At 63.1% G+C, this 13,641-nt stretch carries 8 protein-coding genes; 3 read left to right on the top strand and 5 right to left on the bottom strand.

Annotated elements, in window-relative coordinates:
• Positions 1 to 8: 8 nt before the first annotated feature.
• From KXD86_RS11285 to KXD86_RS11265, 5 genes are all read right to left on the bottom strand, one after another.
• Complete coding sequence (locus KXD86_RS11285; protein WP_218636118.1) at positions 9 to 2,429, bottom strand: GNAT family N-acetyltransferase; 2,421 nt, start codon at positions 2,427 to 2,429, stop codon at positions 9 to 11.
• Positions 2,426 to 3,628, bottom strand: coding sequence for an MFS transporter (locus tag KXD86_RS11280; RefSeq protein WP_218636117.1), 1,203 nt, complete (start codon positions 3,626 to 3,628; stop codon positions 2,426 to 2,428). Before KXD86_RS11280 ends, KXD86_RS11285 begins: the two co-directional genes overlap by 4 nt.
• A gap of 1 nt (position 3,629) precedes the next feature.
• Entirely contained in the window at positions 3,630 to 4,955 is a 1,326-nt protein-coding gene (locus KXD86_RS11275; protein ID WP_218636116.1) for a lysine N(6)-hydroxylase/L-ornithine N(5)-oxygenase family protein, read from the bottom strand.
• Positions 4,948 to 6,516 carry a pyridoxal phosphate-dependent decarboxylase family protein gene (locus KXD86_RS11270; RefSeq protein WP_218636115.1) on the bottom strand — a complete coding sequence of 523 codons (1,569 nt, stop codon included), beginning with the start codon at positions 6,514 to 6,516 and terminating at the stop codon, positions 4,948 to 4,950. Before KXD86_RS11270 ends, KXD86_RS11275 begins: the two co-directional genes overlap by 8 nt.
• Positions 6,517 to 6,727: 211 nt before the next feature.
• A complete protein-coding gene (locus KXD86_RS11265; protein WP_218636114.1) occupies positions 6,728 to 8,548 on the bottom strand; it encodes an acyl-CoA dehydrogenase C-terminal domain-containing protein in 1,821 nt (606 codons plus the stop codon).
• Between the two features lie 248 nt (positions 8,549 to 8,796).
• Between KXD86_RS11265 and KXD86_RS11260 the strand changes: the two genes are divergently transcribed.
• Genes KXD86_RS11260 through KXD86_RS11250 form a run of 3 tightly spaced genes read left to right on the top strand, consistent with a single transcriptional unit; the run spans position 8,797 to position 13,636 of the window.
• The gene (locus KXD86_RS11260) at positions 8,797 to 9,357 is read left to right on the top strand and encodes a DUF3833 domain-containing protein (protein ID WP_218636113.1); all 561 of its coding nucleotides are present in this window, start codon (positions 8,797 to 8,799) and stop codon (positions 9,355 to 9,357) included.
• 35 nt (positions 9,358 to 9,392) lie between these two features.
• Positions 9,393 to 10,487: an efflux RND transporter periplasmic adaptor subunit gene (locus tag KXD86_RS11255; protein ID WP_218636112.1), complete on the top strand. Its 1,095-nt coding sequence runs from the start codon at positions 9,393 to 9,395 to the stop codon at positions 10,485 to 10,487.
• A 2-nt stretch (positions 10,488 to 10,489) separates the two neighbouring features.
• A complete protein-coding gene (locus KXD86_RS11250) occupies positions 10,490 to 13,636 on the top strand; it encodes an efflux RND transporter permease subunit (RefSeq protein WP_218636111.1) in 3,147 nt (1,048 codons plus the stop codon).
• The last annotated feature ends 5 nt before the right edge of the window (positions 13,637 to 13,641 follow it).

Here is a 13,641-nt window from a genome sequence, read left to right as displayed (position 1 = left end):
TTGAAGGCTCAGGTCGACACCGCGGCGTCCGACGTGGCCGGCCGGTGGCGGAATGCCGCCAGCGGATTTTTCAGCACACCGTGGAACTGAAGGTTTCCGGCCGGATCCGCGAGATCCACCATCTGCTGGTTGTTGGCCAGTTGTAACCGGTTCAGGCAGGAACGGCGGAATTCCGGGGCGAACAGGTCGTGCTGCCGGAACTTTTCCCGAAGCTCCGGATGACGGTCCTGGTACTCGTGGACGCAGGCCGCCACCTGTTCCCAGAATTCGATCTCCGGGACATCGCCCTGTTCATCCAGAATCGCAGCCATGAATCGGAAGATGCAGTCGAACAGGTCGGTGAAAATCGACAACACCTTCAGGTCATCTGGAACGTCCACCTGAAGCCGGCGGACGTCGCTGTTCAGACGAATCTCGGTGTTCATGATGGCCGCCTCCTCACCGATGTCTTTCATGATGGCCCGGACCGGCGCGCCGTTTTTCATCACCAGGATCAGGTTTTCGCCATGGGGCATGAACACCAGGTCGTGGGCGTAGAAGCAGTGCAGCAGGGGACGGAGGTAGCAGTTCAGATACCGTTTCAGCCAGGCCCGCGCGTCCAGCCCCGACTTCGCGATCAGCGCCGGGAGCAGGGCGTTGCCTTCCGGGTCGGTGTGCAGCAGTGCGGCCATGGTCATCAGCTGCTGGTTGTTGGCCACCGTGGGCACCGGACTTTCCCGCCAGAGCGCGGACAGCATCTTCCGATAGGGGCTGTGCTTATCGGCCGCCCGCTCCAGGTGACGGTTGATGTAGCCAATCCCGGCCACTTCGCGCAGCAGGCTGAAACCGGTGCTGGCCAGGTACGGATCCTGGGACACCAGGTTGTGGAGAAAATCGTTGATGGCGGGCGTGGTCGTCATGTAGTCCGGTGAAAGGCCGCGCATGAACCCCATGTTGAGGATCGACAGTGCGGTCTTGATGTAATGCTGGCGGGGCCGGTCCAGATTGAAGAAGGTGCGGATTGATTGCTGGGCCTGGTAATGGTCGTCGCCATAGCCCAGGCAGACCAGCTCGCGGTTGGCCAGATCCGGGGCAAACAGATGCGCCAGTTTGTTGGTCCACTGCCAGGGATGGACTGGGATGTAGCAATAGTCGTCCGGGTCCAGGGCCAGTTCTCTCAGTTGCCGGTCGAACGCTTCCAGTTGCCGGAACCCCAGTTGCGATTCAACCAGTTCCCGGTGATCCAGGCCGTTGCTGCCGGCGAACCGGGTGTGAGCCCGATGGCCCGCGAGCCAGACCAGGCGCATCGGCTTTCCGGCCTCGGGGGCGTAGCGCCGGTAGTCGTCGGCACCGAAGCCGATCCGGCCGTTGTTGGCCACAAAACAGGGGTGGCCTTCAGACATCGCCGCTTCCATCTGCTGAAACCCGGCGTCCACCAGGTCGGCGACCGCCTGATCAGCCCGCGTGTGCTTGTAGGCACTGCCATACAGCGTGCTGCTCACTTCTTCCAGATAGGTCGGCAGCATGGCGTCCGTGATCTTCAGGCTGTGCTGGAACTCGATGATGAAACTCACCGCGTCCACGGGCGCCGTCTCACCGTTCACCTGCTTACCGATGGATGCGGCATCGATCTGCCAGTGGTCGAGTGCCAGCTTGCGCGCCTGAAACTGGTATTCGATGGCGGGATCGTCGGCCACCACCCGGTATCGGTTCCAGCCGGCGTCACTGGACAGGCTCTGCGGGGTCAACAGCAGTTCGTGGGAAAACTCGCTCAGGGCCTTGCGAACCAGCAGGGTATTGACCCGTTGCCACAGCTCGGGGGACAGGTGTTCAGACGCCCGCTGGGGCGGAAATTCGGGTTCGTGGGTCATGGGATAACTCTCCTCGTGGGATGCCCTGGCCTCGTCGAATTGGGCTTCGGTGCAGAACGCCAGGTGGGCGGTTTTGTCGGGCAGTTCAATAACCGTGTCGTAGGCGAAACCGACATGCCGGTTCAGGGGGTGGATTCGGTCGTTGTCACAATCGGGTTCGACCACCACCCGCCGGGCACCCAGGTCTCGGAACAGCCAGGCCATAACGTTGGTGAAGATCGCGCGGGTAAAACCGGGGATGGGCGTTTCCGCCGGAGCCACCAGAATGTGCATGCCGAGGTCACCGTCCCGGACAGGGTAATGGTCCGCCAGGGGGGACCGCGCGGGGTCATAGGTCTCCACCAGGAAGACCGGGACTCCATCGTGGCTGCCGATAAAGACGTCGCCGTGCCCGGTTGTCCGGAGCTGGAAATAGAAGCCCGCCAGGTCGTCCCGGGTCATCGTCTGCATGCCCCAGAAGCGGGCGTGGTCCGAGCTCAACCAGCGCTGGACCTGGGGCAGGTCGACGGCAAGATCGAGCGGCCGAAGGGTAAAGGTGCCGAGGCCGGGCACGGGGGTCTTCAATGGCTCCGTAATCATGAGGGGCTCCTTGCAGGATCGGGGGTTGGAAGGGTGAGCAGGGGTCGAACCAGGGCCATGTAGGCCCCGGCCGTCACGACGAGCCCGGCGGCTCCAACCACAAACGGGTTGGCGAGGCCAAACGACTCGACCAGGGCGCCGGCGGTCAGTGCGGCCACCAGGACGCCCATCTGCTGGAACAGGTTGAGGGTGCTGTAATCGGCGGCGTAACGCTCCAATGTGCTTAGGGCAAACATCAGCTGATCCAGTCGGACCGTGGCCTGGAACAGTCCCCAGCCAAACAGGACCCGGCCCAGCAAGACGTAGCCGGGTTGGTCGAGGCCCTGCACCAGCAGGCCGGCGGCCGCCAGGACCAGTGCCGGAACTATGCCGGTGCCCGGCGTCGGAGTGGCGCGCCGGAGGTTTATCCACAGCGCCAGGACGGCAACACCGGCGGGAATGGCGAACACCAGCCCGGAGACCAACTCGTGGGTGTGATCGGAGACGTGTTCCCAGTGCCGGACGAAAAAGGGCCGGATCAGGTAGGCGCTGAAGTAGAAGGCGAACATGACCAGGCCAAGCGGAAGACGAAACGGGACGGTCGGCGGTGGTGGCGTTCCTGGCGGGGTGGGATCCGGGCGCGCCTCCGGTCCTGCCGGCGTTGGGCTGTCACTGCGCAACAGGTAAAGGCAGGTGGCCGTTTGCAGAACATCGCTGGCCGCCATGACCAGGAAAATCTGGCGCGGTTCGAACCACTGCAGCACCGCGCCTCCCAGTACCGCTCCGGCAATGCCGCCGAGATGAACGACGACCGACAGCAGCCCGATGGTGCCACCGTGACGGTCCGGATGTTCACTGGCCAGGATGAGCGGATAGATCAGCAGGTAGCTGGCCTTGAACACCAGCATGGCCATGGATATCAACCAGAACCACGTCAGGTTGTCGGTCCAGTAACACAGCAGGCACAGGGCGCCGGCGGCAACCTGGGTGTAGACCAGCAGGTTCAGGACGCCGGTGCGGCGCACCAGCCTTGCCCACAAGGGTAAGGCCAGGATAACGGCAAGGCAGGAGGCACTCAGGTACAGGCCGACGTGTTGGGGGTTGGTCACCCCGAACACGGTGGCAAAAAAATGCGGATAGAACGGCAGCAGCATCGAATCACTGACCACCGCGGCCAGTGTCAGGCCGATCAGCCAGGCTTTCAGGTGGCGATGGAGCATGTCACTCCATCTCCGCATTGGCTGGCCGGGCCGTGCCATCAGGCGCGCCGAAGGTCTGAAAGGCAATGGCGTCCTCGACCGGGTAGGGTTCCCGCCCGGTCAGCGCCCGCAGGATACAGGCATTGCGGTAGCAGGCCATGCCGAGGTCCGGGGTCACGAAGCCGTGGGTGTGCAGTTCGGCGTTCTGGACAAAGATTTCGCCGCCGGCGGTGTCGATGCTGTAGTTTCGCCGGACCGAAAACCGGCCCCGGTCGTCCCACCGAATCCGGTGCCGGATTCCGGACAGGAAGTCCGGCGGCTGGTACTGGTAACCAGTCGCGAGGACCAGGGCCTGGCTATGGTGGTGGTACCGTCGGTCCTGTTCGGTGTGGTGCAGGTCCAGCTGGTAGTCACCGCGCCCGGCGTCGACGTGGGCGCCCACGAGCCGGGAATTGGTCGCCAGCATGACCGGCAACGTCCGCTCCAGCCGCTTCACGTACAACAGGTCGTGGATGGCGTTGATCAGGTCGGTGTTGATGCCCTTGTAGAGGTGTTTCTGTTCCGCCAGCAGACGATCCCGGGTTTCCGGCGGCAGGTCGTGGAAATAATCGACGTACTCCGGTGAGGTCATTTCCAGGGTGAGTTTGCTGTAGTCCAGCGGGAAGAACCGCGGCGACCCGGTGATCCAGCTCAGGCTGTAGCCATGCCCGTCAATGTCCTGCAGCAGATCGTGGAAGATTTCCGCGGCGCTCTGGCCACTTCCGACCACCGTAATGGAGGACCCGGCCTGCATGTCCCGTTTGTGATCGAGGTACCTGGATGAGTGCCAGACAGGCCCGGGAAGGTCATGGCAGCAGTCGGGAACCCAGGGCCTGGGCCCGGTGCCGAGCACCAGGCGGCGGGCGCGGAAAATCAGGAGGGCACCGGTGCGGGTGCAACGGGCGCTGACCCGGTACAGGCCATCGCCTTCCTCGTAGTCGATGCGCTCGACCCGGGTATCGAATCGGAGGTTGTCCAGCCGGCGTGCCGCCCACTGGCAGTACTGGTTGTATTCCCGGCGCTGGAGGAAAAAGTTCTCCCGGATGTAAAAGGAATAGATCCGACCCTGCTCCTTGATGTAGTTCAGGAAACTGAAGGGACTGGTGGGATCGGCCAGGGTCACCAGGTCGGACAGAAACGGTGTCTGGAGGTGGGTGCCTTCCAGCATCATGCCCGGATGCCAGTTAAACTCAGGATTCTCATCCAGTACCAGCCCATGCAGATCGTCAAGCGGCGCGGCCAGGCAGGCGAGGCTGAGGTTGAACGGACCCAGGCCGATCGCAATGAAATCGTAGCAGCGGTCAGTCACAGGCCGCCTCCTCGGGTTGAACCGATTGGTTCAGCCAGGTGTGCTCGCCGTGGCGCTTGACCAGCCGGAGTACGGCCTGGATATCGTGGATGTGGGTATCCGGGTTGAGCAGGGTAATTTTCAGATACTGCCGGTCATGCACGCGGGTGGCGGCAATCATCGCTTCACCGGACGCCATGATGGCCTGGCGGATATGGCGATTGATCGCATCGAGCGTGGATTCGGGAGTGTCCCGTCCGGGGTTGTACCGGAACACCAGGGTACTGAGCTGGGGTTGGTGGATAACCTCGATGGCCGGGTCTGACAGCATCAGCAGGTAGGCCTTGCGGGCCAGGTTGAGGACCGTGTCGAAGGCAGCACCGAGGGCGTCCGGTCCGAGCGTGCGCAGGCTCAACCAGAGTTTCAGGGCGTCGAACCGTCGGGTGGTTTGCAGGCTCTTGTCGACGAGGTTGGGGGTACCCTGTTCCCGGGCACTCAGGGGATTCAGGTAGTCCGCGTGCCAGGTCACGCAGGAGAAAGCCGTCCGGTCCCTCGCCAGCAGGGCGCTGCAGGCAACCGGTTGCAGGAAGGATTTGTGGTAATCGACAGTGACCGAGTCCGCCCGTTCGATGCCCGCCAGCAGGTGGCGATGGCGCCGGGAGGTGAGCAGCCCCCCGCCGTAGGCGGCGTCCGCATGCAGCCACACGCGGTACTGGCTGCACAGGTCGGCAATCTCGGGCAGCGGGTCGATGCTGCCGAAATCGGTGGTCCCGGCGGTGGCGACCACCGCCATTGGAATCGACCCGTTGTATTGGCACGCCTCCAGGGCGCTCTGGAGTCGGCCCACTTCCATGCGGAAGTAACGGTCGCACGGCACCGGAACGACCGAGTCATAGCCCAGGCCGAGCAGGGCAGCGGCTTTCTGGACGCTGAAGTGGCTGACCTCCGAACAGAAAATCCGAAGTCGGTGGCTGTCCGGATGGAGGCCCCGGTCCCGGGTGCTGTGTTGCCAGCGCGCCTGGCACAGAGTGTCCCGCGCCAACAGCATGGCCATCAGGTTCGACTGGGTGCCACCGCTGGTGAAGATACCGTCCGCTTCCTGCCCGAGCCCGATGCGCTCGGCGGTCCAGTCGACCAGGCTCTGTTCGATGAAGGTTGCCCCGGCGCTCTGATCCCAGGTGTCCACCGAGGTATTGATGGAGGCCTGGATCAGCTCGGCGACAACGGCCGGAATGGTGACCGGGCAATTCAGGTGGGCCTGATAGCGAGGATGGTGAAAATACACGGCATCGTCGAGATACAGGCCCTGCAGTTCGGTCAGGGCGCCGTCCAGGCTGGCGCAGGGCTGGTTCAGGTCGAGGTCGGAAAAGGCGTGACTCAGGGTACCCGGCTGAATGCCACTGAAGGGTTTGTCGGTCTGGGACAGCTGGCGCTGGATCAGGTCAATGCCCTTGAGCAGGCTGGCCCGGTAGTGTTCGAGATTGTGGGAGTTGAAGAGGTGACGGTCGTCGGCTGACGGCGGCACGCAACCGGACGGCGGCCGGTCAAACGCAATGGACGGCGTAAAGGCCTCGTGGCTCATAGCTGCAGTTCCTTATGCCAAGGGGAGCGAACGGTACCCGGGGGCCCGTTTCCTGGGTCAAACAAAACATAATGCGAATGATAATGATTATTATTAAATAAAATATGTCTGAAAAGGCGGTAGGTTTCAGTGGCAAAGGTGACGGGGGAAGGCGAGGGGATCGCCGGGACAGTGATGTCCCGGCGTAAGGCAGGTGACTGTAAAGGCAAGGTTAGCCGGTGAAGGCCATGTCCTCGGCATCCAGTTGCATCAGGTTTTTGGTGGGGCTCAGCATGCTGGTGGCATGGGCCTGGGCCCGTGGCAACAGACGCTCGTAGTAGAACTCGGCGGTGGCCAGCTTGGCCCGGTAGAAGGCCTCGGATTCCTCACCACCCTTGCGCACCCGGTCTGCGGCCACCGCCGCCTGGCGGGCCCAGATGTACGCCATGGTGACGTAGCCGCTGTACATCAGGAAGTCGTTTGCCGCCGCGCTCACCACGTCCCGGTCCTTGCGGGCCGCGAGCATGACCCGGACCGTCAGCAGGTTCCATTGCGCGGTCAGCTTCAGCAGTTCCACCGCATAGGGCCGCAGGCGTTTGTCGGTGAGGTGTTTGCGGGCGAAGTTGGCGATCTTCAGGGTAAAATCCCGTACCGCACCGCCCTGGGTCATCAACAGCACCTTGCGCCCCAGAAGATCCAGCGCCTGGATGCCGGTGGTGCCTTCGTACAGGGTGGCAATCCGGGTGTCCCGGACAATCTGTTCCATACCGTGCTCGCGGATGTAGCCGTGGCCGCCAAACACCTGCATACCGAGGTTGGCGGCCTCACACCCCAGTTCGGTGAGGAAGCCTTTCAGGATGGGCGTCAGGAAGCCGAGTTTGTCGTCGTACTTTTCGGCTTTCTTCTGGTCACCCGTGGTGTGGCCCTCCACCATGTGGTCCGCCAGTCGGGCCGCGTAATAGAGCATGGCCCGTCCGCCTTCGGCGATGGCTTTCTGGGTCAGCAACATCCGACGCACGTCGGCGTGATAGATCAGGGCGTCGGCGACCTGGTCCGGTTCCTTCTTGCCGGACAGCGCGCGCATCGACCGCCGTTCCCGGGCGTAATCCAGGGCCCACTGATAGGACAGTTCCGCCGGCCCCACGCCCTGGATGGCGGTGCCGATGCGGGCGGTGTTCATGAAGGTGAACATGCAGTTCAGGCCTTCATTCTCCGGCCCGATCAGGAATCCAGTGGCACCGTCAAAATTCATCACACAGGTGGCTGAGGCCTTGATGCCCATTTTCTTTTCCAGGCTGCCGCAGGTCACCGCATTGCGTTCGCCGACGCCGCCGTCGTCGTTGGGCACGAATTTCGGCACGATGAACAGGCTGATGCCCCGGGTGCCTTTGGGCGCGTCTGGTAACCGGGCCAGCACGATGTGGACAATGTTCTCGGTCAGGTCGTGGTCGCCGGAGGAGATGAAGATCTTGGTGCCGGTCAGTTTGTAGCTGCCATCGGCCTGAGGCTCGGCTTTGGTTTTGACCTGGCCGAGATCGGTTCCGCACTGGGGCTCGGTGAGGCACATGGTGCCGCCCCAGCGGCCTTCGGTCAGCGGCGTCAGGTAGGTGTGCTTCTGTGTCTCGCTGCCGTGCAGGAAAATGGTGTTCATGGCGCCCAGTGACAGACCCGGGTACATGGAAAAGGACCAGTTCGCGGTGCCCATCATCTCCTGTTTGAGCAGGCCCATGGACGCCGGCAGTCCCTGCCCCCCGAATTCCTCGGGCGCGGACAGTCCCTGCCAGCCGCCCATGGCGTACTGATCGTAGGCCTCTTTGTAACCGCGCGGCGTGGTGACGATGCCGTCCTCCAGCTTGCAGCCCTCCTCATCGCCGGACTGGTACAGGGGGCTCAGCACTTCCTCGCAGAACCGGCCGCATTCGGTGAGAATGGCGTCAACGATGTCCGGCGTGGCGTTGCCTCCGCTGGCAAGGCCCTCGTAGTGTCCGGGATAATCAAACACCTCATTGAGCAGAAATTTCATGTCGCGCAACGGCGCCTTGTAAACCGGCATAACGGTTCCTCGTGGTCTCTTGGTGACAGGGTTGGGAGGTTCGTCCGGCCTCCATTGCTTTCTGTTTTACGGGATTCCCCGTGCCCTGCCATTGACGAAAAGCACTGGTGCGCCTGTCAGGAAAGACAATTGGCTGAAATGACGAAACCGCCGCAAGGCCTTGAGACAGGCTGATCGGAGTCCACGTAAGTGGCGTATGTTCCGGAACCGATGTTCCATCCACGTTTCATAGTGCGAGTGTAAAAGTCATGCAAATCCCCCTTGTTAGCGTTGCTGTCACTGGTCTGGTCCGGGTTCTCTGGGTATTGTTCGGGGTGTGGCTCCTCGCCGGTTGCGCGGGTCCCTCGCTGGAGGATTACAGCGACCGCGGCCCGGCACTGATCCCGGACCAATTCTTCACCGGTGACCTGTCGGCCCGGGCCGTCGTCAAGGATTATTCCGGCGAGGTGATTCGCACCTTTGACGCCGATATCACCGCCTCCTGGGATGAGGACGGCACCGGCACCCTGGATGAGGTCTTCCGTTTCGACGACGGTGAGGTCCAGACCCGGGTCTGGACGCTGACGCCCACCGAACAGGGCTATCGGGCCACTGCCGGGGATGTGGTTGAGCCCGGACTGATGGAATGGCAGGGCAACGCCATCCACATGAACTATGTCCTGCGGGTGGCCTACGGTGATGGCACCCTGGATGTGCGCATGGACGACTGGATGTATCTGGTAACGCCGGACACCCTGATCAATCAGACCACCATGAGCAAGTGGGGGATTGAGGTCGGGGAAATCGTCCTGGTGATCCAGAGGCAGTAGACTCACCTCACAATTGACAGACGCTGGACGTATTTATGTGGAAGCAATGGCTGGTTGCACTGATGTTGGTGGTAGTGGCGGCAGGCGCTGCGGTGGGTTACCAGAACCTGGGGGGTGACACCAAGGCACAGACCGGCCGTGAGCGTCCGGCCAGCGTCGTCAATACCCGGTCGCCGGAGCAGGATACCGTCCGGGATGTGGTCAAATCGGTGGGCAATCTCCGGGCCGTGAACGCGGTGGCGCTAACCACCGAGGTCAGTGGCCGGGTGATTGCCCTGAACCTTCAGCCGGGGGCCCGGGTGAGCGAGGGCGATCTGCTCCTGCGACTGGACGACCGTCAGGCCCGGGCCGATATCCGGGTCATTGAATCCCAGTTGGCGGACAGCCGCCGGCAGTTGGAGCGGGCCCAGCGGCTGCGTTCGAACAACAGCATATCCCAGGCTCAGGTGGACGAATTGCGGACCGCCGTAAACGTCGCCGAGGCCCAGCTTGCCGCCGCCCGGGTACGATTGGAAAATCACCGGATCGAAGCGCCGTTTGACGGTGTGGTCGGGCTCAGCGACATTGCCATTGGGGCCTATGTCACTGCCGGAACGCCGATAACCACCCTGGACTCCACCGACCGCATGGAACTGAATTTTTCCATTCCGGAGCGGTTTCTGGGGCAGCTCGGACTCGGCCAGCCGGTAACCGGGGTATCGCCCGCCTTTCCCGATGTCCGGTTCTCCGGCGAACTCGCCGAACTGGGTACCCGCATCAACGAACTCAGCAGGACCCTGCCGGTGCGGGCCCTGATCGATAATCCGGACGGGATGTTGCGACCGGGCCAGTTCATGTCGGCGACCCTGACCCTGAGGGAGCGCCAGGCACTGATGATCCCGGAACAGGCGGTGATGATCCGGGGGGATGAACAGTACGTGTTTGTCGCCGAGGATGGCATCGCCCGGCGGATCTCGGTAACCCTGGGGTCGCGGATGCCGGGCAGGGTAGAAGTGGCCGAGGGGCTGACCCTCGAGGATGCGGTGATCGTGACCGGCCAGGACCGGATCAGCAGCGGTGACCGCATCGAAGTGGTGGATGGCGAGAATGCCATTCCGGACAACCGCTTCAGCCAGTCCCTGGAGTCCTGACCGTGATTCTCTCCGACGTCTCCATCAAGCGGCCGGTATTCGCGACGGTTCTCAGTCTTCTGATCGTGGTGTTTGGTCTGGCCGCGTTGCTGGGTCTGCCGGTCCGGGAGTACCCGGACATAGATCCGCCGGTGGTCTCCATTTCCACCGACTACATCGGTGCCGCAGCCGAAGTGGTGGACACCCAGATTACTCAGGTAATCGAAGGCGCGATCAGCGGCATCGAGGGTATCCGTTCAATCGAGTCGTCGACCGAGCAGGGCGAATCGCGCACCAGCATCGAGTTTTCCACAGCCCGGGATGTGGATATCGCTGCCAACGATGTCCGGGACGCCGTGTCCCGGGTCGCCGACCAGTTGCCGGACGAAGCCGAGTCACCCGTGGTTAGCAAGGCCGACTCCGACGCCCGCCCGATGATGTGGGTGACCCTGCGCAGCGATGTCTGGGACAGTGCCGAATTGAGTGATTTCGCCGATCGGGTTCTGGCCGACCGGCTGTCCGTGCTTGATGGCGTCGCCGATGTTTCTATCGGGGGCGAGCGCCGCTACGCCATCCGGGTGTGGTTGGACCGGGAGCGCCTGGCGGCCCGGAACATCACCGTGTCCGAGGTGGAACAGGCCCTGCGCAGCAACAACGTGGAACTGCCCGCCGGTTCGGTGGATTCTTCCACCCGAAATTTCACCGTTCGGGCCGAGGGCCGGTTATCCACCGTGGACGAGTTCCGACGGCTGGTCATTCGTCGCGACGGTAACGACCTGCTGCGCCTCGGCGAAGTGGCGAATTTGCAGATGGGCGTGGAGTCGGACGTTAGCCGGTTACGCGCCAACGGCCAGACCGCCATCGGGATGGGCATCATCCGCCAGTCCAAGGCCAACACCGTGGCGGTCTCCGATGCCGTCCAGGCCGAACTGGAAAAGATCCGGGAAACCCTGCCACCGGAAGTGACCATCGCCGAAAGCTACGACGAATCGATCTTTATCCGGGCCTCGATAAAGGAAGTGGTGACGACCCTGGCCATTGCCGTGTCCCTGGTGATTCTGGTGATTTTCCTGTTCCTTCGGTCCTGGCGCGCGACTCTGATTCCGGCCGTGACCATCCCGGTGGCGGTGATCGGCGCCTTTATCGGGCTGGGCTTTCTGGGCTTCTCCATCAACGTGCTGACCCTGTTGGCCGTCATTCTCGCCATCGGCCTGGTGGTGGATGACGCCATTGTGATGCTGGAGAACATCCAGCGCCGGATCGACGACGGTGAACCGCCGCTGCTGGCGTCCTACCGGGGCGCGAAACAGGTCGCGTTTGCGGTGATCGCGACCACGTTGACCCTGGTGGCCGTGTTCGTGCCCATCTCGTTCATGGGCGGCAACATCGGTCGCCTGTTCGCCGAGTTCGGCTTCACCCTCGCCGCCGCGGTGGTGGTCTCCAGCCTGGTAGCGCTGACCCTGGCGCCCATGCTGTGCTCAAAGTGGCTTCGGCACAGCCCGGAGTCGGCCGAGGGGCATCGGCTCTGGGCCGCCAGTGAGAAGTTTCTCGACGGCCTGACCAACGGGTACCAGCGGTTGTTGCGGTTTTCCCTGAATCAGCCCGGGTTGCTGCTTGGGCTTGGGATCGCGGGCCTGATTGCCGCCGCGGTTGTCTACCCGAAGCTGCCCCAGGAACTGGCACCGACCGAGGATCGCGGCATCATCATCATGCCCACCAGCGCACCCCGGGGGTCGACGGTGGAATACACGGATCATTACGTCCGGCAGGCCGAGGAGCAGCTGCTGCCCTACCTGGAATCCGGTGTGGCCGACCGCCTTTTGTCCATCGTCGGGTTCCGGAATGAGGAAGACAACGCCTTCATGATCATGGGTCTGGCGCCCTGGGAGGAACGGGACACCAAACAGCAGCAGATCACCAGCGAGTTGCGGGGCAAACTGAGCCAGATCTCCGGGATCCGGACCGTGGCCGTGAACCCCCCGGGGCTGGGCCAACGCGGCTTCAACCAGCCGGTGGAGTTTGTCATCGCCGGCCCGGATTACGAATCGGTACAGGCCTGGAGCGATGAGCTGGTCGAACGGGCAAAGGACAACGCCAACCTGCTGAACCTGGAAACCGATTTCGAGTTGACCCGCCCGGAACTGCGGGTATCCATTGACCGGGAACGGGCCGCGGATCTGGATATCACCGTCCAGGATGTCGGCCTGACCCTGCAGACCATGCTGGCTTCCCGTCAGGTCACCACCTATCTGGACCGGGGGCGGGAGTACGACGTCATCGTGCAGGCGGCGGACGCAGACCGGGCCACGCCGGCGGATCTGGGCCAGATCTTCCTGCGCCCGCGGGACGGCGGAAGCCTGATTCCCCTGCAGGCCCTGGTATCGGTCAGGGAAACCGGGGCCAACCCGGACCTGCGCCGCATCGATCGGCTTCCGGCCGTGGTCATCAGCGCCTCGCTGGCGGACGGATACGATCTGGGCTCGGCCCTGACGTATCTGAACAACCTCGCTGTGGATAACCTGCCGCCGGAGGCACGGGTCAGTTACAAGGGGTTGTCCCGGGAATTCGAGGAATCCTCCGCGGCCATTTACCTGACTTTCGGGCTCGCGTTCGTGATCGTCTTTCTGGTCCTGGCGGCGCAGTTTGAAAGCTGGATCCATCCCCTGATCATCATGCTGTCGGTGCCACTGGCGGTGACCGGCGCGTTGTTGGCCCTGTGGTGGTCGGGCATCAGCCTGAACATCTACAGCCAGATCGGGATCATCATGCTGCTTGGATTGATGGCCAAGAACGGCATCCTGATTGTCGAGTTTGCCAACCAGCTGCGCGACAAGGGCTATGCGGTGAAAGACGCCATTCTGGAGGGGGCGAGCCTGCGCTTCCGGCCGGTGCTGATGACCACCATCTCGACGGTGTTTGGCGCCGTGCCCCTGGTGATCGCCACCGGCGCCGGTGCGGAGAGCCGTGCGGCCATCGGTGTGGTGATCCTGGGCGGACTGGTGTTCGCCACCACCTTGACCCTGTTCATCATTCCGGTGCTGTACAACCTGCTGGCCCGCTTCGCCAAGTCCGCCAATGCTGTGGAAATGGAGCTCGAACGCCAGGCCACCGGTGCGGCCGGGGGCTCCGGCATGGCGGCGGCTCCCCAGAAACGGGCGGACGAGTTCTGAGCGTC

It is taken from the genome of Marinobacter arenosus (assembly GCF_019264345.1).
Lineage (GTDB): Bacteria > Pseudomonadota > Gammaproteobacteria > Pseudomonadales > Oleiphilaceae > Marinobacter > Marinobacter arenosus.
The sequence above is the reverse complement of the archived record's forward strand: the minus strand, read 5'-3'. Positions and strand labels throughout refer to the sequence as shown.